This is a genomic window from Oceanobacillus sp. E9, assembly GCF_001741975.1.
Lineage (GTDB): Bacteria > Bacillota > Bacilli > Bacillales > Amphibacillaceae > Oceanobacillus > Oceanobacillus kimchii.
The window spans coordinates 331,965-357,046 of the sequence record NZ_LSNA01000005.1; the positions used below are offsets into that span (position 1 = coordinate 331,965).

General features: G+C 33.8%; 31 protein-coding genes. 19 read left to right on the forward strand and 12 right to left on the reverse strand.

The genetic code is table 11. The features are described from left to right. Nucleotides 1-28: 28 nt before the first annotated feature. From AQ616_RS05255 to mtnN, 7 genes are all read left to right on the forward strand, one after another. Nucleotides 29-307, forward strand: a complete 279-nt coding sequence (locus tag AQ616_RS05255) for a DUF1292 domain-containing protein (RefSeq protein WP_017797119.1) — start codon at nt 29-31, stop codon at nt 305-307. Nucleotides 308-509: 202 nt separating this feature from the next. Beyond that, nucleotides 510-1,628 carry an endolytic transglycosylase MltG gene (gene mltG, locus AQ616_RS05260; RefSeq protein WP_017797118.1) on the forward strand — a complete coding sequence of 373 codons (1,119 nt, stop codon included), beginning with the start codon at nt 510-512 and terminating at the stop codon, nt 1,626-1,628. A gap of 59 nt (nt 1,629-1,687) precedes the next feature. Then, nucleotides 1,688-2,338, forward strand: coding sequence for an O-methyltransferase (locus AQ616_RS05265; protein WP_069685227.1), 651 nt, complete (start codon nt 1,688-1,690; stop codon nt 2,336-2,338). A gap of 13 nt (nt 2,339-2,351) precedes the next feature. Further along, nucleotides 2,352-2,984, forward strand: coding sequence for a uridine kinase (gene udk, locus AQ616_RS05270; RefSeq protein WP_017797116.1), 633 nt, complete (start codon nt 2,352-2,354; stop codon nt 2,982-2,984). Between the two features lie 127 nt (nt 2,985-3,111). After that, nucleotides 3,112-3,588, forward strand: coding sequence for a transcription elongation factor GreA (gene greA, locus AQ616_RS05275; RefSeq protein WP_017797115.1), 477 nt, complete (start codon nt 3,112-3,114; stop codon nt 3,586-3,588). A gap of 206 nt (nt 3,589-3,794) precedes the next feature. Further along, nucleotides 3,795-4,475, forward strand: coding sequence for a YrrS family protein (locus AQ616_RS05280; protein ID WP_069685228.1), 681 nt, complete (start codon nt 3,795-3,797; stop codon nt 4,473-4,475). A 15-nt stretch (nt 4,476-4,490) separates the two neighbouring features. Beyond that, entirely contained in the window at nt 4,491-5,180 is a 690-nt protein-coding gene (mtnN, locus tag AQ616_RS05285; RefSeq protein ID WP_017797113.1) for a 5'-methylthioadenosine/S-adenosylhomocysteine nucleosidase, read from the forward strand. A gap of 143 nt (nt 5,181-5,323) precedes the next feature. Here mtnN and sigK read toward each other — a convergent pair whose 3' ends face one another. The 10 genes from sigK to AQ616_RS05335 all read right to left on the reverse strand — a co-directional run bounded on the left by sigK (nt 5,324) and on the right by AQ616_RS05335 (nt 13,980). Continuing rightward, nucleotides 5,324-6,028 carry an RNA polymerase sporulation sigma factor SigK gene (gene sigK, locus AQ616_RS05290; RefSeq protein ID WP_017797112.1) on the reverse strand — a complete coding sequence of 235 codons (705 nt, stop codon included), beginning with the start codon at nt 6,026-6,028 and terminating at the stop codon, nt 5,324-5,326. 116 nt (nt 6,029-6,144) lie between these two features. Beyond that, a complete protein-coding gene (locus AQ616_RS05295; RefSeq protein WP_069685229.1) occupies nt 6,145-7,623 on the reverse strand; it encodes a UDP-N-acetylmuramoyl-L-alanyl-D-glutamate--2,6-diaminopimelate ligase in 1,479 nt (492 codons plus the stop codon). 106 nt (nt 7,624-7,729) lie between these two features. After that, nucleotides 7,730-8,089 carry a monovalent cation/H(+) antiporter subunit G gene (gene mnhG, locus AQ616_RS05300; RefSeq protein WP_017797110.1) on the reverse strand — a complete coding sequence of 120 codons (360 nt, stop codon included), beginning with the start codon at nt 8,087-8,089 and terminating at the stop codon, nt 7,730-7,732. Further along, nucleotides 8,073-8,351 (reverse strand): Na(+)/H(+) antiporter subunit F1, encoded by a 279-nt coding sequence (locus AQ616_RS05305; protein WP_017797109.1) that lies wholly within the window; start codon nt 8,349-8,351, stop codon nt 8,073-8,075. The genes mnhG and AQ616_RS05305 overlap by 17 nt, the downstream gene beginning before the upstream one ends. Continuing rightward, nucleotides 8,351-8,827, reverse strand: a complete 477-nt coding sequence (locus AQ616_RS05310; RefSeq protein ID WP_017797108.1) for a Na+/H+ antiporter subunit E — start codon at nt 8,825-8,827, stop codon at nt 8,351-8,353. The genes AQ616_RS05305 and AQ616_RS05310 overlap by 1 nt, the downstream gene beginning before the upstream one ends. A gap of 5 nt (nt 8,828-8,832) precedes the next feature. Further along, complete coding sequence (locus AQ616_RS05315) at nt 8,833-10,317, reverse strand: Na+/H+ antiporter subunit D (protein WP_017797107.1); 1,485 nt, start codon at nt 10,315-10,317, stop codon at nt 8,833-8,835. Beyond that, nucleotides 10,310-10,648 (reverse strand): Na(+)/H(+) antiporter subunit C, encoded by a 339-nt coding sequence (locus tag AQ616_RS05320; protein ID WP_011066389.1) that lies wholly within the window; start codon nt 10,646-10,648, stop codon nt 10,310-10,312. Before AQ616_RS05320 ends, AQ616_RS05315 begins: the two co-directional genes overlap by 8 nt. Then, the gene (locus AQ616_RS05325; protein WP_017797106.1) at nt 10,648-11,082 is read right to left on the reverse strand and encodes a Na(+)/H(+) antiporter subunit B; all 435 of its coding nucleotides are present in this window, start codon (nt 11,080-11,082) and stop codon (nt 10,648-10,650) included. Before AQ616_RS05325 ends, AQ616_RS05320 begins: the two co-directional genes overlap by 1 nt. Beyond that, nucleotides 11,079-13,496, reverse strand: a complete 2,418-nt coding sequence (locus AQ616_RS05330) for a Na+/H+ antiporter subunit A (protein ID WP_017797105.1) — start codon at nt 13,494-13,496, stop codon at nt 11,079-11,081. The genes AQ616_RS05325 and AQ616_RS05330 overlap by 4 nt, the downstream gene beginning before the upstream one ends. 343 nt (nt 13,497-13,839) lie before the next feature. Next, a complete protein-coding gene (locus tag AQ616_RS05335) occupies nt 13,840-13,980 on the reverse strand; it encodes a sporulation histidine kinase inhibitor Sda (RefSeq protein WP_017797104.1) in 141 nt (46 codons plus the stop codon). A 373-nt stretch (nt 13,981-14,353) separates the two neighbouring features. Here AQ616_RS05335 and AQ616_RS05340 point away from each other — a divergent pair, with 373 nt between their 5' ends. From AQ616_RS05340 to AQ616_RS05390, 11 genes are all read left to right on the forward strand, one after another. Then, on the forward strand, nt 14,354-14,869 hold the full coding sequence (locus AQ616_RS05340) for a YqeG family HAD IIIA-type phosphatase (RefSeq protein WP_017797103.1): 516 nt from the start codon (nt 14,354-14,356) through the stop codon (nt 14,867-14,869). A 2-nt stretch (nt 14,870-14,871) separates the two neighbouring features. Next, nucleotides 14,872-15,972: a ribosome biogenesis GTPase YqeH gene (gene yqeH, locus AQ616_RS05345; RefSeq protein ID WP_017797102.1), complete on the forward strand. Its 1,101-nt coding sequence runs from the start codon at nt 14,872-14,874 to the stop codon at nt 15,970-15,972. Nucleotides 15,973-15,992: 20 nt separating this feature from the next. Then, complete coding sequence (gene aroE, locus AQ616_RS05350; RefSeq protein WP_069685230.1) at nt 15,993-16,823, forward strand: shikimate dehydrogenase; 831 nt, start codon at nt 15,993-15,995, stop codon at nt 16,821-16,823. Nucleotides 16,824-16,825: 2 nt separating this feature from the next. Next, on the forward strand, nt 16,826-17,116 hold the full coding sequence (gene yhbY / locus AQ616_RS05355; RefSeq protein WP_017797100.1) for a ribosome assembly RNA-binding protein YhbY: 291 nt from the start codon (nt 16,826-16,828) through the stop codon (nt 17,114-17,116). Nucleotides 17,117-17,140: 24 nt separating this feature from the next. Continuing rightward, a complete protein-coding gene (locus tag AQ616_RS05360) occupies nt 17,141-17,716 on the forward strand; it encodes a nicotinate-nucleotide adenylyltransferase (protein WP_069685231.1) in 576 nt (191 codons plus the stop codon). After that, nucleotides 17,697-18,269 (forward strand): bis(5'-nucleosyl)-tetraphosphatase (symmetrical) YqeK, encoded by a 573-nt coding sequence (yqeK, locus tag AQ616_RS05365; protein ID WP_017797098.1) that lies wholly within the window; start codon nt 17,697-17,699, stop codon nt 18,267-18,269. The genes AQ616_RS05360 and yqeK overlap by 20 nt, the downstream gene beginning before the upstream one ends. After that, complete coding sequence (gene rsfS, locus AQ616_RS05370) at nt 18,270-18,626, forward strand: ribosome silencing factor (RefSeq protein WP_017797097.1); 357 nt, start codon at nt 18,270-18,272, stop codon at nt 18,624-18,626. 3 nt (nt 18,627-18,629) lie between these two features. After that, nucleotides 18,630-19,382 carry a class I SAM-dependent DNA methyltransferase gene (locus AQ616_RS05375; protein WP_069685232.1) on the forward strand — a complete coding sequence of 251 codons (753 nt, stop codon included), beginning with the start codon at nt 18,630-18,632 and terminating at the stop codon, nt 19,380-19,382. Nucleotides 19,383-19,487: 105 nt separating this feature from the next. Beyond that, nucleotides 19,488-20,084, forward strand: a complete 597-nt coding sequence (locus AQ616_RS05380) for a helix-hairpin-helix domain-containing protein (RefSeq protein ID WP_017797095.1) — start codon at nt 19,488-19,490, stop codon at nt 20,082-20,084. Between the two features lie 47 nt (nt 20,085-20,131). Next, complete coding sequence (locus AQ616_RS05385) at nt 20,132-20,692, forward strand: ComE operon protein 2 (protein WP_017797094.1); 561 nt, start codon at nt 20,132-20,134, stop codon at nt 20,690-20,692. A gap of 10 nt (nt 20,693-20,702) precedes the next feature. After that, nucleotides 20,703-23,009, forward strand: coding sequence for a DNA internalization-related competence protein ComEC/Rec2 (locus AQ616_RS05390; protein ID WP_069685233.1), 2,307 nt, complete (start codon nt 20,703-20,705; stop codon nt 23,007-23,009). Nucleotides 23,010-23,080: 71 nt separating this feature from the next. On the opposite strand, the gene AQ616_RS19150 is transcribed toward AQ616_RS05390, so the two are convergent. Further along, nucleotides 23,081-23,215 carry a YqzM family protein gene (locus tag AQ616_RS19150; RefSeq protein WP_017797092.1) on the reverse strand — a complete coding sequence of 45 codons (135 nt, stop codon included), beginning with the start codon at nt 23,213-23,215 and terminating at the stop codon, nt 23,081-23,083. A gap of 328 nt (nt 23,216-23,543) precedes the next feature. On the opposite strand from AQ616_RS19150, the gene holA reads away from it, so the two are divergent. After that, a complete protein-coding gene (gene holA, locus AQ616_RS05395) occupies nt 23,544-24,554 on the forward strand; it encodes a DNA polymerase III subunit delta (RefSeq protein ID WP_069685234.1) in 1,011 nt (336 codons plus the stop codon). A 72-nt stretch (nt 24,555-24,626) separates the two neighbouring features. Here the strand turns inward: holA and rpsT are convergent, their stop codons facing one another. Continuing rightward, nucleotides 24,627-24,887 (reverse strand): 30S ribosomal protein S20, encoded by a 261-nt coding sequence (rpsT, locus tag AQ616_RS05400; protein WP_017797090.1) that lies wholly within the window; start codon nt 24,885-24,887, stop codon nt 24,627-24,629. Nucleotides 24,888-25,082: the final 195 nt, after the last annotated feature.

A 25,082-nucleotide genomic window follows, 5' to 3' on the forward strand; every position in this document is an offset into this window, starting at 1 on the left:
GCCAGTTACTCTGGAAAGGAGGATTTATATGGCTTTAGAAGAAAAAGAACGAATTATTATTCCGGATGAAAATGGGGACGAGCATTTATTTGAAGTTCTGTTTACATTTGATGTAGATGAAACGGAACAATCATACATTGCAGTCGTTCCTGCTGAACAAGCAGAAGAAGAAGAAGTTGAGGTATATGCATTTCGATTCGAAGAACAGGAAAATGAAGACTTTACGCTTTTCCCAATCGAATCTGATGATGAATGGCAAATGGTAGAAGAAATGTTAAACACCTTAGCAGAAGAAGAAGATGCTTAATACAACAAAATATTGCAAGCTGGTGCCTTTAGGTGGCATCAGCTTTTTATATGTTAACCTCTAAACCTGCGTGTTTCCTATATCTCCTTCAGACGTGGTCCAATTTGTACGGCTCTAAAACGGATTCATGAAGCTTTTGATATAATAATGGAATATGTTGGCGTTTTTTAGTATAATATAGCGGATGAAAGGGGGATACATAGTGTCGAATAAAGAAAAGCAGGGTGGCTTCTTTTATAATATGAAAAAACGAGCAGAAGAAGCTTCCACTGTTAGAAAAATTGTATCCATAATTATTATCGCAATGGTACTCATATTAATTATTGGTGGAATTTCAGGATATTTATATATTAGCAGTTCTTTAAAACCTGTTAACCCTGATAGTGATGAAAAAATTGCTGTAGAAATTCCTATGGGTTCTTCAACATCAACGATTGCGAATACATTAGAAGAGAACGGAATTATAAAAGATGCTAGAGTTTTTCGTTTTTATACGAAGTTCAATAATATTACTGAATTCCAAGCAGGCGAATATACTTTTACACCATCCATGAATTTTAATGAAATCATTGAGTCACTGCAAACAGGTAGAGTGGTTATGGAAGCAACGCATAGAATAACAATTCCTGAAGGCTTAACCGTGGATCAAATTGCAGAGATTTATAGTGAGAATTTAGACTTTACAAAAGAAGAATTTCTTGAAAGAATTAACGATGATGCATATATAGAAGAATTAATTGAAAAGTATCCGGATTTATTAACGGAAGAGATATTACAAGAAGATATACGAACTCCGTTAGAAGGATATTTATTCGCCTCCACCTATGATTTTTATGAAGAGAACCCAAGTATTGATACAATTATTGAAAAAATGCTTCAACAAACTCAAACAGTTTATAATCGTTATCGTGAACAAGTAGAATCAACGGAATTTACGGTACATGAAGCAATTACATTTGCGAGTATCATTGAAAAAGAAACAGCGGCAGAAGAACAACGTCCTCAAATTTCCGGGGTTTTCTACAATCGTATTGAGAATGATATGAAATTACAAACTGATCCTACAGTTATTTATGCACTAGGAGAACATCAGGAAGTAGTTACATTTGAAGATTTGGAAGTTGAATCACCTTATAACACGTACCTCGTTGAGGCACTTCCTATTGGACCTATTTCTAACTTTGCGGAAAACTCGTTAAAAGCAGTAGTTGAACCTGAGGAATCTAACTATTTATATTTCCTTCATGATTCAGAAGGAAATCTCCATTTCGCAGAGGATTTTGAACAGCATGTAGAAAATAGAGAAGAATATATTAATTAAACGGAGTTGTGGAGAGAATATCTTCACATTCCGTTTTCATTTAGATGAGAGGGAAAACAATGGATGATATAATATCACATTATTTGGCAAGTTTAACTCCTAATTCTCCTGAATGGGCAGAGCAACTTGAGGTTGTTGCAGAAGAGAATAATATACCTATAATGGACAAAACAAGTATGCATTTTGTTCAAGTATTATTACAAATCCACCAACCAAAGCGGATTCTAGAGGTTGGGACAGCCATAGGTTATTCCGCATTACGAATGCAAGAAAATACTCACCAGGCTACCATCGTAACGATTGAGAAAGATGAAAAACGATACCTTGATGCCATTGAAAATATTAGTAAGTTGGACAAAGATGATTGCATAAAGGTCATTCATGGAGACGCTTTGGAAGAAATGAGCCGATTGCAAGGAAATAATGAGCTCTTTGATACGGTCTTTATTGATGCTGCAAAAGGACAGTATAGCAAATTTTTAGAACTAGCCGATTCAATGGTGAAAAATGGTGGATTAATCATAACGGACAACGTATTATTTAGAGGGTATGTAGCAACACCTGAGGAGACTCCTAAACGTTTTCGAAGTATGGTAAAAAAATTACGAGACTTTAATGAAAAATTAATGAATCATTCATATTATCAGACATCAATTTTACCGATTGGTGATGGAGTAGCTATTAGTTATAAGCAAGAAGTAGGAAATTAGGAGGAGCAAGATAATGACAAAGCAAAAACCAGTAGTAATTGGAGTAGCAGGAGGAAGTGGATCAGGAAAAACTTCTGTAACCCGCTCAATTTGTCAACGATTTACTGAAACATCAATTTTGGTAATCGAGCAAGATTATTATTATAAAGATCAAAGTCACTTACCATTCGAAGAAAGATTAAATACAAATTATGATCATCCATTGGCGTTTGATAATGATTTATTAATAGAACATTTACAGCAATTAATGCATAATGAACCAATTGAAAAACCTGTTTATGATTATAAAATTCATACACGGTCAAAAGACGTTATTCGTGTGGAACCAAAAGAAGTTATTATTGTAGAAGGTATATTAATACTTGAAGATCCACGTTTAGTTGATTTAATGGATATAAAGGTTTATGTTGATACCGATGCGGATTTACGAATTATTCGTCGTTTAATGCGTGATATCAAGGAGCGTGGTAGAACATTGGATTCAGTAATTGATCAATATATCCAAAATGTTCGTCCATCACATCTGCAATTTATTGAACCAACGAAGCGTTATGCTGATATTATCATACCTGAAGGTGGACAAAACCATGTCGCAATTGATATCATGGCTTCTAAAATAGAAAAAATTTTATCTAGAGGGTTATAATAAACGGAAAGATATATTGAAAATTAATAATAAATCTGCCATAGTAGGCATTAGTATATTGTAAATGTTTCCAACATAAGTTGTAAGACTTATTTAATTGGAAAGTGAAAAGAAGGAGTGTAGAGAGATGACAGTTGAAAAAAGCTATTACATGACACAAGAGGGAAAAGATAAATTAGAGGAAGAATTACATTATTTAAAGACAGATCGTAGACAAGAAGTTGTAGAGCGTATAAAAGTTGCTCGTGACTTTGGTGATCTGTCTGAGAATTCGGAGTATGACGCTGCAAAAGATGAGCAGGCATTTGTGGAGCAACGTATAACGCAAGTTGAAAAAATGATACGTAATGCTGTAATTATAGAAAATGATAATGATAATCCTAATATTGTATCCCTTGGTAAATCCGTTTCTTTTGTAGAGTTACCAGATGGTGATGAAGAAACCTATACAATTGTAGGAAGCGCTGAGGCGGATCCATTTGAAGGGAAAATATCCAATGACTCTCCAATGGCTACAAGCTTATTAGGAAAAGAAATTGGTGAAGAAGTAACCGTATCAACACCTGGTGGAGATATAGATGTACGAATTACAAATGTAGAGTAAGTGTAGATGCCTGTAGAGTAAAATACTTTATAGGCATTTCATTTTGGTAACTAAATAGGTGTAAATACGAATAATAACCTTAAAATCCCTGTTAGAAACGAATGTTATAAAGTATTGTTACCGTTATAATATTTTTATACGTAAAATAGTTGTCACTGCGAGAATACGGTAGTATGCTACAATTATAAAGGTGGGGAGGGAATCTGATGAGTCGTGATATGAATCAAACGAGATCGGATAAATTTGAAAAAAGAAGAAAGAGTACAAAAGCCATAACGATTGGTATAATCGCTGCTAGTATTTTAGTTATAATTCTCCTCGGAATTTGGGTGTTTGGTGGTAGTGGAGGAGAAGAACGAAATGCTGATGAGAATGAAAACTCATCTTCAGATGAAGACTCTGATTTCCTTATAACTGAACCAGGTGAAGAAGAGGAAGAAAATAATAATTCCACAGACAACGAAGAAAATGGACAAGATGAAGAAAATGATTCAACGGAAGAAAATAATGATAATAACGAACAAGCTAATGAACAAAACAATAATGTAGAAACAGAATCAGTTGAACCATCGGATGAAAATGTTTCAGAAGCATATACAGGTAATTGGGAACCTATTGGTACAGAGCAAGAAGGTCCGCATACAACGACGTATGATGATGGTTCACAGGATCGAATTGAAATTAAAGAAGCAACTTCTATGGTAACGGGTATTAATCCGGAAAACATGGTAGAATGGCGCGTCGAAAATGGCGGTGATCAAAAAGTAGTTGCTACCGTTTCCGACATGGATGAAACGCAAGTGTTTCGTGTATACCTTCAATGGATTGATGGAGAAGGTTGGCAACCTACCAAAATAGAAGAGCTAATCGAGAATGATAAAAAATAGATTTTGGGGGTTACTATGACAATTGGAATAATTGGAGCAATGGACGAAGAGATTGCTCTTTTAAAACAGCAAATGAAAGATATTGAAGAATTAGAGGTAGCAGGTTGCTACTTTTATAAAGGTCATCTACAGGACAAGAAAGTAGTTTTACTATTATCAGGTATTGGAAAAGTAAATGCTGCAATGGCTACAACTATTCTACATGAGCGATTCTCCCCGACCATCATTATAAATACTGGTTCTGCTGGTGGGTTTGCTAGTGATCTACAAGTAGGAGATGTAGTAATTTCTACAGAAGTATTGCATCATGATGTAGACGCAACAGCATTTGATTATGTGTATGGTCAAGTACCTGGTATGCCAGCAACTTATAAAGCAGATGAGCGACTAGTTGATTTAGCTTCAGAAGTTATGAAAGATATAGAAATTAGTTCAAGGACTGGAATCATTGCAACAGGTGATTCATTTATGCAAAGAAAGGATCAAACGGATATTGTTAAAAAACGTTTTCCGAATATGTTAGCATTAGAGATGGAAGCAGCATCTATTGCACAAGTATGTTATCGATACAATACACCATTTGTTATTACCCGTGCTTTATCTGATATTGCCGGACAAAAATCATCCGTGTCATTTGATCAATTTTTAGAGACAGCTGGAAAAAATGCTGCTCAATTAATAATAACTATGGTTAATAAAATATAATTTTATTTATTATAAAAGCAGCCAAACTAATTGGCTGCTTTTTACGTTATAGCAAAGGAAATTATAAAATTTGTGTGCAATGAATAACTAAATAACTGAACCAGCCACGTCCGGCGCAAGCTCAAAGCAACTATTGTTTTATTTTAGTTCTGCCTTTCTTTTCGATAATATTCATGAAATACTTTCATTAATGCCCTTTTTTCAATTCTAGAGACATAACTTCTTGATATATTTAATTTCTTAGCAATCTCACGTTGAGTCATTTCTTCACGATCATTTAAGCCATAACGATAAACAATGACTTCCCGTTCTCGTTTATCCAATACAGAAAAATACTTCTGCATTTTTGATATCTCCATATTTAACTGAATATACTCAATTACATTTTCATTCTCTGCTTCTAAAATATCAATCAAACTGATTTCATTTCCTTCTTTGTCTTGGCCAATAGGGTCGTGAAGAGAGACATCTTTCTTAACTTTTTTCAATGCCCGTAAATGCATTAGAATCTCATTCTCTATACACCGAGCAGCATAAGTGGCTAATTTGGTACCTTTATCGGTAGAAAAGCTTTCTACGCCTTTAATTAGTCCAATTGTACCAATAGATATTAAATCTTCCATATCCTCACCAGTATTTTCGAATTTTTTTACAATATGTGCAACGAGACGAAGGTTATGTTCGATAAGTTTATTTCTCGCCATCTCGTCTCCTTCTTGCATAAGTTGGAGATATTTAGCTTCTTCATCTGGGGGAAGGGGCTGAGGGAAAGAATGATTCTTTACATAGGATACGAAGAAAAGTGCTTCTTTGATAATAAGGCCAAGTACGGATAATATTCCGGACAAACGCGATCACCTCCTAAAACTATAGCTTATGTGTCAAAACAGCTAGGTATTAGCCTATGTAACACTTTATGAGCGTAGAGGTGAAATCGTGTCTGTCCAAATAAAATCAATACATTTTATATATTTGGAAATAATTCTTTGCTACATTCTAGTGCAATTGTAGCATCATTATGAGCTACTTTTTTATTTTTGATTATTTGATACGGTTCTTTTCCTTTCCCAGCAATTAAAATAATATCGTCAGGAGAAGATCGATTTATTGCTTCACGAATAGCTAGTTTACGATCTGCTATACAAGCATATTGGTGATGTAACATTCCTTTTTCAAGGTCTTGTAATATCTTATTTGGATCTTCATGTCTTGGATCATTGATGGTTAAAATAACATAGTCTGCTACTGATGCTGCTATAGCTAGTAACGGACGTATACTTTTATCTCGGTCACCACCAGTACCTACGACGACAATTAATTTGTTTTGCTTGAAAGGTAGTAAACTATTAATTGCTTTTGTTAGTGCATCTGGAGTATGAGCATAGTCGATGTATATATGCCTACCTCCATCATTTTCTAATTTCTCCATTCTGCCAGGAGGGCTAGGGGTGAATTCGATTGATTTAACTAATTTTTTTAAGGGAATAGATTCTTTTGTATAAACCGTGGCGATCGCTGCTAGAATATTATATACATTAAACTCACCCATAAGTTTTGTTTGTACTCGATAGTTTCCTTCTGGTGTTAAAAGTTCAAATGTTGTGCCGTCTTTATGATATTTTATTCCAGTAGCTCGGAAATCCGCTTCTTCATGAATTCCATACGAAACAATTTGTACAGGGGTTCGTTTTTGGAAAAAATCGTACCAACTATCATCTCGATTTAATATAGCGAATTTTTGTTTATTAGGCTGGATAGACAGAGAGCTAAATAATTGAACCTTTGTAGCAGCATATTCTTCCATACTTCCATGATAGTCCAAATGTTCATGAGATAAATTGGTAAAGGTAGCTACGGAAAAATCAATTCCCCATAGACGGCCTTGTTCTAATCCATGCGACGATACTTCCATTGCCACATGTGTTACACCTTGATTTTTTGACTCAGACAGCAGATGTTGATTTGTTAAGATGTCACTCGTTGTATTGTTACTGCTAGAATATATATCTTCATTTATCTGGAACCCGTTCGTTCCAATTAGGGCAGCAGAAAGTCCATTTTGTGTTAATAAATGCTTAATAATGGTTGTCACCGTTGTTTTTCCATTTGTTCCTGTAACCCCGTATAATGTTAAGGCATGAGAAGGATGATTGTAAAAGGTAGCGGCCAGAGTTGCTATGGCTTTATTTGTATCTGGAACAATTATTAACGCAGCTTTATTTGTATCGATATCAATTTCTCTTTCTGCCACAATACATGTTGCACCATTTTCTATAGCTTCCGTTACAAATTTATGCCCATCTACAGTAAAACCACTTATACAAATAAATAAGGAGTTATCGGTCACTTGACGAGAATTGTGTGAAATGGAAGAAATAACGTTCGGTAATTGACCAATTTGTTGTTTTATTTTTAGGGCTGAAATAAGATCATAAGTATTCAAGTTGATTTCTCCTTATTTTATAAGTTATCGTATCTGAGTTGTTAGTAATATTTCCAATTCCTACATTAATTAATCTGGAAAATAGAGAAAAAAGAACCCAATTTTATCAATTGGATTCTTTTGTTTCTTCTTTATACATATCCGCAAGGTCATTAATAGTAGTATTATCTGATAATTTAACTCCTGTTCGATATGCAGATCGTGTAATCATTAAACTTGCTAATGGGGCTGTCATAAATAGAAAAATTATTGCTAATAGTATTTTTGCATTCATTGTACCATGAGACAAGAAATGAATAAATACTGCTAACATAATTGACATTACTCCAAGTGTCGCACTTTTTCCTGCTGCATGTGCACGGGAATACACATCAGGCAGACGTAATACACCAATTGCGGAAACAACGGTAAAGAACAAACCAATAATTACCAGTAATATTACGATTGTATCAATCACCACGTTCAATGACAGCACCCCTTTCTAAGAATTTTGATAGAGCGAAGGTACCAACAAAAGCTAAAATGCTTAACAGAAGTACTACATCTGAATAAACGATTGTGTCTTGTTGTATCATGATGATACCAATAAAACCTACAAGTGTAACGCCAATTGCATCTAAAGCTAAAATTCGATCAGGAATGGAAGGACCAATGATTACGCGTATAAATAACAAAGCAAGCGTTATTGCCATTATTACTAACGCAATCATAAGTATTGTATTCATCATTACTTTGTCACCTCCATAATCGCTCGTTCAAAAGTATTCTGTACATCTCGAATCACTTCTTCTCGATCTTGAACATCAATGGAGTGTACATATATAGTTTTACTATCTGGTGAGAAATCCATTGAAACGGTACCAGGTGTTAAAGTAATTAGAGCTGCAAGCAAGGAAATTTCTAAATCGGTATCTAGTTTTGTTTCAACAGCAACGATTCCTGGTTTATTGTTAAGTTTCGGGCTTAGAACTACTCGTACGACATCGATATTTGCTTTAATTAACTCTTTTAAAAATAAGAAAATTAATTTAATAGCTGCCCAAACTCTTTTAAAATAAAATTCGGTTTTAAGAAATCGTCGAATGAAAAACAACAATAATATTCCAATAAGATAACCTAGAACGAAAGTAATTGCGGTATAATCATTCTGTAAAAACATCCATAAAAATGCAATTAATACATTTAATAAAATTTGAAAAGGCATAGTCACTACTCCTTAAGGACAGATTCAATATAATTTGAAGGATCCATAATCTGTTCAGCAACATCTAATGAGTAAGTGAAGATTGGTTCAGCTGCAAAACCTAAAATTATCGTTAATACAACTAATGGTACCACTGGCAACAATAATTTACCGATAGGAATATTCGCTTGTTCTTCTGTATGTTTTTGCTTACCCCAGAAGGCATAACTGAATATTTTCATCATCGAAAATAGTGTTAATAAACCTACAAGTAATGCTACTCCAGAAATCACATATTGACCTTCTTCGAAACCTGCCAAGATAATCGGGAATTTACTGAAGAATCCACTTAATGGAGGTATACCAGCTAATGAGACAGCGGTAATAAAGAACATCCAGGCTAGGGCAGGATGACTTCCAAGTAGTCCTCCCATTTTCTTTAAATCTGTTGTTCCTGTTATTTTCTCCGTCACACCAGCAAATAAGAATAATGCCGTTTTTACAATCATATGGTGTGCTATATAATAGATAGCACCTGCCATAGCTAATGGTGTGAAGATTCCAAGTCCCATAACCATATACCCAACCTGGCTAATAATATGGTAGGAGAGGATACGTTTAAAATCAAATTGTGACACAGCTCCTAATACACCAAATAACATTGTGAAACCAGCGATGGTAACGATAATTCCTTTATGAGTGAATCCAGGATCATGGTTGAATATAACTGTAAAGGTACGGATGATTGCGTATATCCCAACCTTAGTTAATAATCCACCAAATAATGCCGCAATTGCAGCTGGAGGACCAAAATAAGATTTTGGCAACCAAAAGTAAAGTGGGAAGAGGGCACCTTTTGATGCAAATACAATAAATAAGAGGACAGCTACTACATTTAATGCACCTGCTTGGTCAAGCTCTGCAACTCTTTCTCCTATATGAGCCATATTCATTGTACCAGTGATAGAGTATATCCATGCAATTGCTACTATAAATAACCCTGAAGCAAAAACATTTATAATTACATACTTAAATGATTCTCTTAACTGGTAGCCTGTACCACCATGGACAATTAATCCGTATGAGGCGATTAACATTACCTCAAAAAATACAAATAGATTAAATAAATCACCGGTTAAAAATGCTCCATTTACACCGATTAATAAGAAGAAATATAGTGGATAGAAATAATACTTCTCCCTATCCGAATTTATTGTTTTAAAAGCAAAGAATAAACATACTGCTCCAACAAGGGTAGCAAGTAATACCATAAACGTCGACAGTAAGTCAGCAACTAGCACAATACCGAAAGGTGCACTCCAATTACCTAATTCTAACACTAGAGTACCATGTTGGTATGCATAAATAGCAAGATATATAGCTAGAGCTAATAATATAATCATGGAAATACCACTAATTATACGCTGTACTTTATGGTGCTTTGCAAACATTAATAATATAGCACCGATTATAAATGGTATTATAATCGGCAAAATAACTAAATTACTCATCAGCAGAACCCCTTAACTCTTCTAGATCATCCGTTTGATGCACTTTATATGTGCGATATGCCATAACAAGCAATAGAGAAGTTACTGCAAAACTAATAACAATTGCTGTTAGTACTAATGCTTGTGGAAGGGCATCTGCGTATGCATCAGATTCAAAACTCAAAATTGGTGCAATACCTCTTTGTAATCCAGACATGGTTAGAAGAAGTAAGTGTACACCATGTGAAAGTATTACACTTGCAACAGCTACACGGAGTAGACTTCTGGACATGAATAAATAGATACTGACACTGAATACTATTCCAATGATGATTGACATCAATAGTTCCATTATTTATCATCCTCCGCGATTGTTAATATTATCGTTAATGCACTACCCACAATAACAAAGTAAACACCTAAATCAAATGGTAGTGCAGTAGTTAATTCTACTTCCCCTAAAAGTGGAATATGAAAATAGTCAAAGAATTGAGTTAGATATGGAAATCCAAAAAGCATGGATACCACACCGGTTAAACTTGCAAATAGTAGTCCAATACCAATAATTTTAACAAAATCTAGTGGTATTGATTTACGAATTGTTTTCATATCAAATGCTAAATACAGAATTAAAATGGCACTGGCGGTCATTAAACCACCTATAAATCCTCCTCCAGGATTATTATGTCCTGCTAATAGTAAATAGATGGAGAAGGCTAGTATTATAAAAATTAACATACGAGCAAATGTCTGTAACATAACATCATTCGGTTTTACTTGTTTCATACATCTTCACTCCCTTTGAAACGGAGTTTAATAAGGCTAATTATTGATATCACAGCTATAGCTACAACTAGAATTTCTAACATCGTATCTAGACCACGAAAATCAACCAAAATTACATTTACGATATTATATCCTCCAGCAAGTTCTTTTGAGAATTCTGTGAAATACTCGGAAATAGAAGGAAATCCAGCCGTACTTCCCATTGAAAAAGCACTTAACGATACAACGGTAACCATTACTCCAAATGAAATCGAAATAATTAGTTTTATCGCATGTATTCCTTTGCTTGTTTTTTCTTTTTTCAACTTAGGTAAGTGGTAAAAAGCAAGCATGAATAGGATAACTGTTACAGTCTCAACAAGTAATTGTGTTAGTGCGAGATCTGGAGCACGGAAAACGACGAAAAATAGAGCTACAATAAAACCAGTTACTCCTGTGGTTATAATTAAACCAAGGCGGTTATTAATAAATGGTACTGCAATAACAGAACCTATAAACACGATAGCAACGATCCACACAAATGGATCAATTGGTGAAAGTTCCATTGAGTCTAACGAAGGTAGATCAAACTTATACAGCGTATATCCTATGAGAAGGATCATAAATCCACACATATAAATAAAGTAGTCCCGAAGACGTCCAGTCATTTGAATACGAGTTATCCATTGAGATCCCTTGATTAATCCGTCATAACCATAGTCATAGGCATAATTAAATATGTCTCTTTCGCCAAGGTAAAAAGCTGTTTTTTGCCATTTACTCATTGTTAGGTATAAAAGAGCTCCAAGAACTATTACACCAATTGTCATAAAGAGTTCTGGTATAAATCCATGCCAATGACTAATGTGAACATTGAAAAATTCACCCGGATTTAAAATTCCTGGCAAGATTCCAGCCATTGCTGGCTCAATCAGCGAATATGCTAATACATTAGGGAACAAACCAAAGAAAATAACTAAAATTCCTAAAATAACAGGACTTACTAACATTCCAATAGGAGCTTCATGAACATGGTCAACTTTTAGTTTGCTTCCATCAAATTTACCTGTAAATGTGCGGAAGAACATAATCATACAGTATAAGAAAGTAAACACACTAGCCACCCATGCGACAATAGGTATGATATAACCTATAGTTTCTAGGTTGAAAATACCGTATTCTGTTGCGTTCAACATTCCAGTAAAGAACAATTCTTTACTTAAGAATCCATTGAATGGCGGTAATCCAGCCATTGAAGCCAGTCCTACCAGAGAAACCGTTGCTGTAATAGGCATAATCGTCATTAAACCGCCTAGATTTCGTATATCTCTCGTACCAGTTTCATGATCAATAATTCCTACAGCCATAAATAAGCTTCCTTTGAAGGTAGCATGGTTAATTAGGTGAAATACTGCTGCTAAAATAGCGGTAGTATACAATGCATTATCTCCATCTTGGAAATAGAATGCAGCAGAGCCGACACCGAGTAAGCTCATAATTAACCCTAATTGACTAATTGTTGAAAAAGCTAATATACCTTTTAGATCTTTTTGACGAACAGCGGATATGGATCCCCATGTCAATGTTGTTAGTCCAGCGATCGTAATTATCCAGAACCACTCTGGGCTCCCACCAAACACACCTGTTAGTCGAGCAACCAGGTATATCCCCGCTTTTACCATTGTAGCTGAGTGAAGGTAAGCACTAACCGGAGTTGGAGCTTCCATCGCATCAGGTAGCCAGATATGAAAAGGGAACTGAGCAGATTTAGTAAATGCACCTAATAATACAAGAATCATTGCAGGTAAAAATAACGAACTAGCCATCACAATATCCGCATTTGCAATTAATTCACGAATACTGAATGTTCCAGCGATTACATATAAAATGGAAAAGCCCCCGAGCATCGATAATCCACCAAATACAGTGATAAACATTGATTTTTGAGCACCGTATATTGATTTTTCTCTACCATACCAATAACTAATTAACAAGGACGAAGCAATACTTGTTACTTCCCAAAACACATAGATAACTATAAGGTTATCGGATAAAACGACTCCTAACATTGCTCCCATAAACATTAAGAGATATACATAAAAGTTGTTCAGCTTCTCTTTAATGTCGGAAAGGTAATATATGGAATAAAGTACAACTAGCGTACCAATTCCAGTAATCAACAAAGCAAATAATAGACTAAGGCCATCTATGTATAAATTAAAGTTGATACCAAGTGAAGGTACCCAGGCAAGATGTTCAAAAATTACATTTCCTTCTCTAGTACTCGGTAGAAACGAAAGAAAATAGATAAATAACGTAAGAGGTAAGAGTAAAACAAACCAGCCAGTATGCACTTTCCTTACATATTTATACAAAAATGGAATAAGAATGGCTATCAAAAAGGGGGATAGAGTAGCCCAATGTAAAACTGTCAAAGATAATTCCTCCTTTTTCTATACATAAAGAGCATAAAATTTTATTTAGTTGTCTTTTGTTGTTAGTTAAGATTCCACAATGGAAAGAAATCATCCATACTGAAATAATAATTCCTTGTAGTTAGATTACATACAATACCGTCGGTGTGATAACTATATAGATGCTGAACTATTTAACAGTATAACCTATAAGAGAGGTGCATGCATGTATAAAGTATGCAAAAACTCTAGCATTAAATCTTTATATTAAATAGGAAAAAACACCATCAAATTTCAAAAAAAAGTCAAAAAAAAGGACCTTCAAATGGAAAATTTGAAGATCGCTTGCTTATTTTAGACAAAATTAAACAGTATTTTTGATTTTGTGAGAAAGACAACGTTTATGAATTTCCTCTTCAAATAAAGAAAGAAAGTCAGGACTTAACTGTAATTCGCATGCTGTATAATAGGATTCAAGCAGTAATTCATCCGATAAATTTTCCATAATACAGCCTCCTCCTACCCTTCATCTGTCTTTAAGATATTAATAATTTAACACGTAATTTAATGTTGGACAAGGTTGAAGTTATCTACATTAGCTTGTAGATAACTTGTGTATAAAGAGATCAATAACTTCTGTAATATACGTTATATAAACTTTTATAATGTTAGTAAAGTTATCCACAGAATCGATATTAGTAATAATTTGTCGAACGATTCTTCAGATAATATTGATAATTTAGGAATGAAATTTCATCAATTTGCATAGAATTATTGTTTTTATGGTTATTGCTTTAAAAAACCTAGTAAGATGTAATAGGATTAGTTATAATGAGATATTGCATTAGTGATAAGATGGAAGAACATGAGGTGTGAAGATGTTATCTAGATTTTTACCAAATGAACACGTGAAAAGTATATTTGACTTGCAACCGACAACGTTAAAAGAACGTGGTATTAAAGGAATTATAACGGATTTAGACAATACCTTAGTTGCTTGGGATGTTAAGGATGCTACTCCTGAGATTATCAGATGGTTTCAAGAAATGCGTGAAAATGATATTAAAGTAACGATAATTTCAAATAATAACCAAGAACGAGTGCAAGTATTTTCTGAGCCATTAGAAACGCCATTTGTTTATAGTGCAAGAAAGCCATTAAGCAAAGCATTTAAGACTGTGGCTAAAGAAATGGAATTATCTAAGGAAGAAATTGTAGTTGTTGGAGATCAACTCTTAACAGATGTTTTAGGAGGAAACTTTGCAGGATTCTACACTGTTTTAGTTGTTCCTATTGTAGAGACAGATGGTAAAATTACAAGAATAAACCGTACGATTGAACGCAGAATTCTAAATTATATGCGTCGTAAAGGAAAAATTAGCTGGGAGGAATAATTTTGGAGCAATTGATTTGCCAAGGTTGTGGAGTAGAAATTCAAACTTCTGATCCGTCAGAAGCTGGTTACGCACCACAAAGTTCTTTAAATAAGGAAATAGTATTGTGTAAACGTTGTTTTCGTTTAAAACATTATAACGAAATTCAAGATGTTAATATATCTGATGATGATTTTCTACAAATGGTAAGTTCTATTCGTGATACTGACGGTCTAATCGTGCACATTATCGATATTTTTGATGTGGATGGAACATTATTAAAAAGTTTACCTAGAATAACGGGTGACAATCCAATTCTTCTTGTTGGTAACAAATTAGATTTACTTCCAAAGTCAACAAATGTAAATAAATTGAAAAGTTGGTTGCAACGAGAAGCTAGTCAGTTAGGAATAAAGGTAAAGGATATTGCTTTTATTTCTTCAATAAAAGGAACTGGGATAGATTCGTTAAAACAATTAATCGAGGCATATAGAGATAAAGAGGATGTATTTATTGTTGGCACCACAAATGTTGGTAAGTCTACATTTATCAATAAATTGATTGAACAATCAACAGGGGAAGTAAATGCAATCACTACTTCTTATTTTCCTGGTACAACATTAGGTTTTATTGAAATACCTTTGGATGATCATAATGTTTTAGTGGACACGCCGGGAATTGTAAATAAACAGCAAATGGCTCATTACATTTCAGATAAAGATATAAAGACAATCACACCTAGAAAAGAAATTAAAGCAAGAGTGTATCAATTACAGGATCAACAAACATTATTCATTGGCGGATTAGCTCGTTTAGATTTTCTAAAAGGTGATAAGCAGTCGTTCGTATGTTATTTCTCCAACGAGTTATCCATTCACCGGACGAAATTAGAAAAAGCAGATCAGCTGTATAAAGATCATTTGGGAGAGTTATTGTCTCCGCCTCATGCTGAATCCATTAATAACTTACCTGAATTTGTGGGCAAAACGTTTAAGTTAAATGATGAGAAAATGGATATTGTATTCCCGGGATTAGGGTGGATCAGTGTGCAAGGAAAAGGAGCTACTGTACAAGCTCATACTTGGAAAGGCATATCTATTACTGTTCGTAAATCACTTATATAAGTTAGTTGGAGGGGAGAACTTTGACACTATCTTTAAAATTAATTGGTTATCCAATAGAACATTCGATGTCACCATGGATTCATAATGAATTTCTAAAACGTTCAAATCTGGAAGGCTCCTATGAACTTTTTGAAATTAATCCGGATGAGAATTTTGAAAATAATATAGAAAAACTCAAAAGCACTTCTTTAACTGGTTTTAATGTTACGGTTCCATATAAGCAAAGGATAATGAATTTCTTAGATAAAGTTGATGATACCGCAAATCTTATGGGGGCAGTAAATACTGTATCTATTAAAGATGGAGAATGGGTTGGGTATAATACAGATGGACAGGGTTATTTGCGATCCTTATATGCAGCGTATCCTTTTTTGAAAGGAGTAGCAGATAAGCGTGTATTAATCCTTGGAGCTGGTGGAGCGGCAAGAGGTATTTTTCATGCTTTGGTGCAGAAAGGTTACAATAATATAAAAATAGCTAACCGAACGTTAAGCCACGCAGAATTCATTGTTGGAACAAATAAAGATGCAATAGTAATTAGTTTGGAAGAAGCTATAAACGAGTTAAATCAATTTGATTTAATTATTCAAACTTCTGCTGTCGGTATGAATGAACCACGTTCAATTATTGCATTAGATAATATTAATGAAGAAACGGTTGTAAGTGATATCGTATATCAACCGCTAGAGACTCATTTTCTGCAATTAGCAAAACAGCGAACACCTTATATTCACTATGGTCATACTATGTTGTTATATCAAGCGCAAGCGGCATTTGAAATATGGACAGGCACACATGTCAATGTATCTGATATGGATATGCAAATCGAACAAATATTGAAAGGAAGATAATAATGCTAACAGGAAAACAAAAAAGATATTTACGATCTCAAGCAAATCAACTTAAGCCTATTTTTCAAGTGGGAAAAGACGGGGTTAATGATAATATGGTTGTACAAATAGAGGAAGCACTAGAAAAAAGAGAATTAATTAAAGTAAGTGTTCTTCAAAATTGCATGGAGGACAAGAATGTAGTTGCTGAGCAAATTTCTACCTCAGCTAACGCTGAACTTGTACAAGTAATTGGAAATAATATTGTATTATATAAAGAGTCATTGGAAAATAAACAGATTAATTTACCATAACAGAAATATAGAAGGTGAATAGAATTGAGGAAAATAGGTATCCTTGGTGGCACTTTTGACCCTCCACATATTGGTCATTTATTGATAGCAGAAGAAGTTCGAAGAGCAAAACTATTAGATGAAATATGGTTTATTCCGACGAATACACCTCCCCATAAGGAGCACACGACTACAAGTGCAGGTCATCGAACATCGATGTTAAAATTAGCAATTCGTAATCACCCGTCATTTAAATTAAATGATATAGAATTAAAAAGGGAAGGGAAGTCATATACGTATGATACAATTCATGAATTAACAAAATTGTACCCTTCTGATGAATTTTATTTTATTATTGGCGGGGATATGGTAGAGTTTTTGCCTAAATGGTATCGGATAGATGAATTGATAGAAATAATTACATTTGTAGGGGTGAGCCGCCCGGGATATTCTCTGGAAACGACCTATCCTGTTCATTTTGTAGATATTCCTACTATTCATTTGTCTTCTACAATGTTACGAGAAAGATTACAAAAAAGAGAATGGATTCGATACCTACTATCTAATTCAGTAATGCAATATGTGAGGGAGCATCAGTTATATGGATTTGGACGTAATTAAACAAGATGTGAAAGATCAGTTAACCGAGCATAGATTCGCACATACGCTAAGAGTCATGGATACTGCTGTTGATTTATCAAAACGATATAATGAATCTATCCCTAATGCTAAATTAGCGGCTATTTTTCATGATTATGCAAAGTACTTTGATCAAACGATAATGAGACAAATTATTGTAGAAACTGATCTTCCTAACGACTTATTAGACTATCATCATGAATTATGGCATGGTCCGGTAGCGTCGCATATTATAAAAGAAAAATATGGAGTACAAACAAGCGATGTACGTAATGCAATCAAATATCACACAACTGGTAGAGCATGTATGTCTCAATTAGAAAAAATTATCTTTTTAGCCGATTATATTGAACCAGGAAGACAATTTCCTGGTGTGGAAGAAGTTCGGGAAGTAGCATATGAAGATTTGACTAAAGCTTGTTGGATGGCAGCTAAGAATACGACGATGTATTTAATATCAAAGAATAACACGATATATCCGGATAGCATACATGCCTATAATGATTTGCGAAATCAAATTAATGGAGGAATTTAAATGAATAAACAAGAATTAATAAAACATGTTGCAGAAGCATGCGATGATAAACGAGCAGAAAATATTATTGCATTAGATATGAATGAGGTATCTCTAGTTGCCGATTATTTTCTAATTTGTCATGGAAGCAATGAACGACAAGTTCAAGCAATTGCTAGAGCAGTTAAAGAAACTGTAGAGGAAAAGGGATTAAGCATAAAACGAATAGAAGGTTTTGATCAGGCTCGCTGGGTGTTAGTGGATATTGGAGATATTGTTTGCCATATTTTCCATAAAGATGAACGGTATTATTATAATTTAGAAAAATTATGGGGGGATGCAAATCAAATTCCACTACATTTAGGACAGGAACGCTAATTTATGGCGTATAGTAAAATGGCCACTCTTTATGATCGGCTAATGATCGATGCACCATATGATGATTGGGTAGCAGTTATTCAAGAAGTGATTAATTCATATTCTAACCGTCAAGTTAATTCTATTGTAGACTTTGGATGTGGTACGGGAGTAATTACTAGAAAACTTGCTGTTCAAGGATATGATTTAACAGGGATTGATATATCTGAGGACATGTTAGAACTTGCAAAAAAAGAGACGGATCCTTCTCTTTCCATTAGTTGGTTACACCAAGATATAACTAAATTAAATAATATTCCGTACATGGATATGGCCATCAGTTGTTGTGATGTTGTAAATTATATTGTAAATCCTAGTAATTTGGCCGAGTTTTTCAATTCTATATACCGTTCACTAAATAATAATGGACTATTTCTTTTTGACGTCCACAGTTTGTTGCATATTGAAGAAAATTATATTAACAACACTTTTGCAGATGTAACTGATGCGGCTGCTTATATTTGGTTTTGTCAACCCGGTGATCGAGAAGGAGAGATGATTCATGAATTGACTTTCTTTGAAGAGGATCAATCAGGAAAATATGAACGTTATACAGAAACGCATCATCAACGGACATTTTCAGTTGAATTTTATAAAAAATTACTTTTTAATTCTGGATTCAATAATATCCAAGTATTTGCTGATTTTTCCTTTGAAAACAAAATAAATGTAGAAGAAGGGGAAAGAATCTTTTTTTTAGCTGGAAAAAATGATTAATTTTTATGTTTTTTGTGATGTGAGTTAAAGAAGGAGATAAAAGATATTTGTCGAATTGATTATATATCTTTATAAAGTCAGTTTCAGAAGGAGGTGTAAATTCTGTTGCTAAATCTTCTGAAAAAATCCTCGTTTTTCTTGCTTGCAGGATTAGCTGTTTTCTTCTTTATAGTATTTACTAAAAAGCAAGATTCCTCTGCAGAACTCCCTATTGAGACACATGATACCGATGAACTTTTTCAAGATAATTTAAATTCTGTATCAACAAAAGATAAGGAACAGTCATTTGTAGTAGATGTAAAAGGTGCAGTTCAAAACCCTGGGGTCTACACTGTAAAACAAAATGACCGTATTCATGATGTGATTGAATTAGCGGGTGGATTTAGTGTGGATGCTGATCAGTCTCAAGTCAATCTTGCTCAACTTGTTCAAGATGAAATGATTATTGCAGTTCCAGAACAAGGTGATCAAGATACTAATATAAGTGCAGACATGGATAAGGCGAATGAAAAAATACGAATAAATTATGCTTCAGTACAAGAAATAGAACAATTACCAGGTATTGGGCCAAGTAAGGCAGAAACAATTTTTCAATATCGTGAAGAAAATGGATTGTTTCGTGAATTAGAAGATTTATTAAATATTTCTGGTATTGGTGAAAAGACGGTTGAATCATTAAAAGATTATATTCAAATTCCTTAGAGAGAAAAAGCTTTTATAGCAGTGCAATAAAAGGAGACGAGTCTAAGATGGAGAGAATTTCATGGGATCAATATTTTATGGCACAAAGCCATTTACTGTCACTACGAAGTACTTGTACAAGACTTGAAGTGGGAGCTACAATTGTCCGGGATAAGCGGATAATAGCAGGAGGATATAATGGTAGCGTTACTGGAAGTGTACATTGTACGGATGAAGGTTGTTATGTAATTGATGGCCATTGTGTCCGAACAGTTCATGCAGAAGCGAATGCATTATTACAATGTGCTAAGTTTGGGGTGCCAACTGAAGGTGCAGACGTCTACGTTACTCATTTTCCTTGTTTACAATGCACAAAGCAATTAATTCAAAGTGGGATAAAAACAGTGTATTATGCTGAGGACTATCATAATCATCCATATGCGATTGAACTGTTTGCTGAGGCAGGAGTAAAAATTGTAAAAGTCCCGTTACATCAATTGTCAATAGATGTAAATGTTCAAGAAAAAGTACAGTTTATTCAAGAGATTATCGATAAAATCGATGAAGTATCTGAGAATGATACGGAGATTTCCCTTTTTAAAGAAAAAGCAGAGCGCCTATTCAAATAGGTACATATCGATGAAAGGGTATTGGTATTATGCTGCGATAACAACAGGGGCAGCTATTCTTTATGTCAGCTCTAAAGCAGAATGGTTGCCACTGTTAATTATTCTTTGGTTAATTTGGTTAAAGGCACGTAAAGGTTTTCCTTTACTGCCATTTATAATTTCAATTATTTCATTCTGTTTTTTTACATTCTATATACCAGAGATTGAGGAAGTGGCGGAGGAGAAATTCGAACACCTATCGTCACACGTAACTGGTAGTATTGATGGATCAGCTGTTATAACGGATGAATATATGCAATTTCAGTTGGAAGGGTCACATTCTATTTCTAATACCAATTTCTTAGTTATGTACTTTTTTGACCAACCGGCACAATCACAAGCCTCATTTGTTAAGAATGGGGATTTTTTACACGGAGCTTCCTGCGTAATTCAAACCTCTCACGAATCTATAGAAAAACCATCTTCGAGTACAAATCCTGCCCAATTTAATTATCAACAATTTCTACTACAAAAAGATATTCATTATCAAATCATAATTGAAAATTTAAATCAAATACATTGTACTGATCCACAACCATTAAGTCATATATATTTGTTACGCCATCAACTTATTGATTATATGCATGGAAGATGGAGTGATAATACCGTTATGTGGTTAACCTCTATTGTATTTGGTGATGATTCTATGATGGATGAACCTACTGAAGAATTATTTCAACGATGGATTTTATCTCATATAATTGCGATCTCAGGATCAAATATCACATTAATAATTGCCATTGTGCTTCTATTACTTGTAAAAGGTAATATTGTAACAAAAGAGAGGGCACAATTACTTTTAATTTTATTTTTACCTTTATATGGTATATTAGCCGGTGGTGAACCTTCTGTTTGGAGAGCAGTTTGGATGATTACGATTTTACTTGTTATTCAAAAGTTTAAAAAGAAATTCTTGTATATAGATATTTTTAGTTTTGTGTTTTTGTCATTAATAATCTTTGATCCTTATGTTATCTATGAAGTAGGATTTCAATTTTCTTTTGCTGTCACATTTGCCATTCTCCTCTCGGCCAAGTGGGTTTCTTATTCAACATCAACTTTATGGAATATAGTGCAAATAAGTTTTGTTTCTCAAATGGCTATCCTCCCATTACAGTTGCATTATTTCTATATTTTCCAACCGCTATCGATTTTACTAAATGTCATTATTATTCCTTACTTCACTTTGTTTGTCATACCATTGATGTATATTGCTACGTTATTATCATTCTTACCGAAACAAGTGCTTTTTATTTTAGACAATTCTTTTCAATGGATTCATTCTGTTGTAGTTAATTTTCTGGTATGGGTAGATACTTATTTGTCATTTCCTTTGTTTATGAACGGGTTATCTATCACCGCAGTAATTGTTTATTATATTTTTTTCTTTCGGTTTATGTACGAACTGGAAATAAAGAGAATGAAGGTGGCGTTTTTATCAGGAGTGCTTTTTTGTCTCCCTATAATATTTGGAGCATTAAAACCTTACTTAAGCGAAGAGGGCATTGTTACGATGTTTGACATTGGACAAGGAGATGCAATATTAATCGAAACTCCATATAGACAAGATACTTTATTAGTGGATGCAGGCTCAACCTTTGATTTTGAAAGTATGGAGGCAAGTAGAAGTGTGTATAAGCAAATATTACGCCCTTATTTTTATTCAAGAGGGATAACACATTTGGATGCCATTATATTAACACATGAAGACTTGGACCATATAGGCAGCTTGGAGTATATTTTGGAAGAAGTAACTGTTGATACAATAATGGTGAGTTCGTTTTTTGATGATCAGTTAATTAAAAATATTCAAGCTTCATTTCCAAATCAAATTATTAAACGAATTGAAGCTGTTCAGACCATTAGAGGCAACTTTACTAATTTTCATGTTCTTTCTCCAACTAGTGATCATCAATCACTAAATGACAATTCATTAGTATTATATGCTGATTTGGGAGCAAAATGGCTATTTACAGGAGATATTGGAAGCGATGTAGAAAAGACGTTGATAAAGAATCATCCAGAAATGAATATTGATATTCTCAAAGTCGCACATCATGGAAGCAATACATCTAGTGACAGTGTATATATTGAAGAAATTGATCCCGATTTTGGATTGATTTCAGTTGGTAGAAATAATCGATATGGACATCCATCGGTAGAAGTAATTGAAACATTGGAATCAAAAGGTATCGATATTTTACGTACGGATTTGCATGGTGCAATTCAATATTATTTTTCAAATAATCAAGGAACATTTTTAATACATTCTCCATAAACTATCGTTGAAGAGAAAATAAAAAAGAAGAGATACTATAATCCCTTCCTTTTTACGCGATTCATCTTCAGTTATTGACCGATAAAACTAATTGCTACGCCAATTGCAAAGATTAAAAAGAAGAATAGAAATGAAAAAGTAAAACCTTTGATTGAATCAACTACATCATTTCCTTTATACTGTACATCTTTTTCAAATTCGTTCAACTTGTACCCCTCCTATTATCACAATTTAAGTATAAATGAAATACTTTAAAAAATCTACCTCATTGGAAACACATATGAAAGCCAATTTTAGCAAGAGTTAACATCTATACTTTTACTATCATCGGAAAAACTAACGATAGGTAAAAAATATCGTCAATAGGGATGGTTTCTAGAGCTTTTCCTATGGCGTTTAATATAGATGAGCTAGGAGGAGAAGACTTTCAACATAAATTTTAGCGTTTCTCCTCCTATAAAATTAAATATCACTTGCTATTCATTTCATTCCATTTTAACATATGGATATAATGTACATAGGTGTGTGAATGAAATGTCAATAATGAATATTGTAAATGATATTAAGAAATCTGTTCAACCTGTTTATCTTGCATTTGGAACGGAGTCATATTTTTTAGAAGAATTGAAACAAGCTCTAACAAAACAAGTATTAAATGGAGATAAAAGTAATTTATCGTTATATGACTTAAATGAAATTCCAATTCAAGAAGTACTAACAGATGCAGAGACGTTTCCGTTTTTTGAGGAAAAAAAACTGATTGTTGCTACCAATGCATCATTTTTAAAAGCAAAACCGGACAAGCTACCATTTGAACATAATACTTCTTATTTAGAAGAGTATGTTCAAAATCCTCCAGATTATACAGTCTTATTACTTATTGCTCCTTATGAAAAATTAGATGAACGTAAAAAGATAACAAAACACCTTAAAAACAATTCCCAACTTGTGGACTGTCAAGAAATAAAAGAACAAGATGCGAGAAAATGGCTGGATTCAATCATATCAAAAAATAAGATAACAATGGATTCTAAAGCTAAAGATATGTTAGAGGCAGAAGTTGCGAATAATATCCAGTTATTACAGAGTGAAGTAGAGAAGATGGCGTTATATGTGGGAGAGGGGGGACATGTTAGTGAGGCGGATGCTCAACGATTGATTTCTCACACTCCAACAAGCACCTCATTAGCAATGGTGGATGCAGTTATGCATGGAGATATTCAACGAGCAATGAAGATCTATAAGGATTTAGAAAAGATGAATGAAGATCCTATTGCGATGATCGCTTTATTATCTTATCAGTTCAGAATGATCCTTCGAGTAAAATTAATGAAACAAAAGGGATATACACAGTTTCAAATGCAAAAACAAATTGGAGCTCATCCATATGTCATTAAAATTGCAATGTCTAGAGAAAGAAATATTTCACAAGATAGATTAGAACAGATGATTCAGGAACTTGCTGAAACGGATAGTGTAATGAAGCAAGGGAAGATGGAAAAAAGTTTAGCGTTTGAATTATTATTAATGGAATTAGTTGTATAAGTAAAGCCGAATGAATTCATCTCTTAGAATTCATTCGGCTTTTCTAAATGGTCGTATTCGATCCATTTAGTTTTATAATGCATTTATCTGGTTTGCTAAACGAGATTTTTGACGGTTAGCAGCATTTTGATGGATGATACCTTTTTGAGCTGCTTTATCAATGTGTTTTGATGCAGATTGGAAAAGAGATTTCGCATTATCTGTATCGTTTGCTTCAACTGCTTTCTCTACACGCTTAATTTCAGTACGCATTGCAGAAAGTTGTTTGCTATTAGAAACACGTTTCTTCTCGTTAACTTCTACACGTTTAATTGCAGATTTAATATTTGCCATATTCATTCACCTCCTACAAAAGCTTCTATAGATTCCAGATTCGATTATTCAAATACTTCTATTTAAGTTCTCCATTTCTCATCAGGACAACAAGTATTGTACCAAAGCTAACGTTAGTTTTCAATAGAATTGTTGATTGTTAAAGATAAAATAAAGTATGAATTTATTAAAAAGGCTCATTCTAAGAATGGAATT

What these genes read in the sequence shown, in the direction of transcription:
- AQ616_RS05320 (WP_011066389.1), bottom strand. Translation starts at nt 10,648, where the DNA reads ATGGAACTATTGATGTCAATCATCATTGGAATAGTATTCAGTGTCAGT.
- udk (WP_017797116.1), top strand. Translation starts at nt 2,352, where the DNA reads ATGACAAAGCAAAAACCAGTAGTAATTGGAGTAGCAGGAGGAAGTGGA.
- AQ616_RS05305 (WP_017797109.1), bottom strand. Translation starts at nt 8,351, where the DNA reads ATGATGAATACAATACTTATGATTGCGTTAGTAATAATGGCAATAACG.
- AQ616_RS05310 (WP_017797108.1), bottom strand. Translation starts at nt 8,827, where the DNA reads ATGCCTTTTCAAATTTTATTAAATGTATTAATTGCATTTTTATGGATG.
- AQ616_RS05385 (WP_017797094.1), top strand. Translation starts at nt 20,132, where the DNA reads ATGGAGAGAATTTCATGGGATCAATATTTTATGGCACAAAGCCATTTA.
- AQ616_RS05255 (WP_017797119.1), top strand. Translation starts at nt 29, where the DNA reads ATGGCTTTAGAAGAAAAAGAACGAATTATTATTCCGGATGAAAATGGG.
- AQ616_RS05280 (WP_069685228.1), top strand. Translation starts at nt 3,795, where the DNA reads ATGAGTCGTGATATGAATCAAACGAGATCGGATAAATTTGAAAAAAGA.
- AQ616_RS05340 (WP_017797103.1), top strand. Translation starts at nt 14,354, where the DNA reads ATGTTATCTAGATTTTTACCAAATGAACACGTGAAAAGTATATTTGAC.
- holA (WP_069685234.1), top strand. Translation starts at nt 23,544, where the DNA reads ATGTCAATAATGAATATTGTAAATGATATTAAGAAATCTGTTCAACCT.
- greA (WP_017797115.1), top strand. Translation starts at nt 3,112, where the DNA reads ATGACAGTTGAAAAAAGCTATTACATGACACAAGAGGGAAAAGATAAA.
- AQ616_RS05325 (WP_017797106.1), bottom strand. Translation starts at nt 11,082, where the DNA reads ATGAAACAAGTAAAACCGAATGATGTTATGTTACAGACATTTGCTCGT.
- rpsT (WP_017797090.1), bottom strand. Translation starts at nt 24,887, where the DNA reads ATGGCAAATATTAAATCTGCAATTAAACGTGTAGAAGTTAACGAGAAG.
- yqeK (WP_017797098.1), top strand. Translation starts at nt 17,697, where the DNA reads ATGGATTTGGACGTAATTAAACAAGATGTGAAAGATCAGTTAACCGAG.
- yhbY (WP_017797100.1), top strand. Translation starts at nt 16,826, where the DNA reads ATGCTAACAGGAAAACAAAAAAGATATTTACGATCTCAAGCAAATCAA.
- rsfS (WP_017797097.1), top strand. Translation starts at nt 18,270, where the DNA reads ATGAATAAACAAGAATTAATAAAACATGTTGCAGAAGCATGCGATGAT.
- mtnN (WP_017797113.1), top strand. Translation starts at nt 4,491, where the DNA reads ATGACAATTGGAATAATTGGAGCAATGGACGAAGAGATTGCTCTTTTA.
- AQ616_RS05390 (WP_069685233.1), top strand. Translation starts at nt 20,703, where the DNA reads ATGAAAGGGTATTGGTATTATGCTGCGATAACAACAGGGGCAGCTATT.
- AQ616_RS05265 (WP_069685227.1), top strand. Translation starts at nt 1,688, where the DNA reads ATGGATGATATAATATCACATTATTTGGCAAGTTTAACTCCTAATTCT.
- AQ616_RS05375 (WP_069685232.1), top strand. Translation starts at nt 18,630, where the DNA reads ATGGCGTATAGTAAAATGGCCACTCTTTATGATCGGCTAATGATCGAT.
- AQ616_RS05335 (WP_017797104.1), bottom strand. Translation starts at nt 13,980, where the DNA reads ATGGAAAATTTATCGGATGAATTACTGCTTGAATCCTATTATACAGCA.
- AQ616_RS05315 (WP_017797107.1), bottom strand. Translation starts at nt 10,317, where the DNA reads ATGAGTAATTTAGTTATTTTGCCGATTATAATACCATTTATAATCGGT.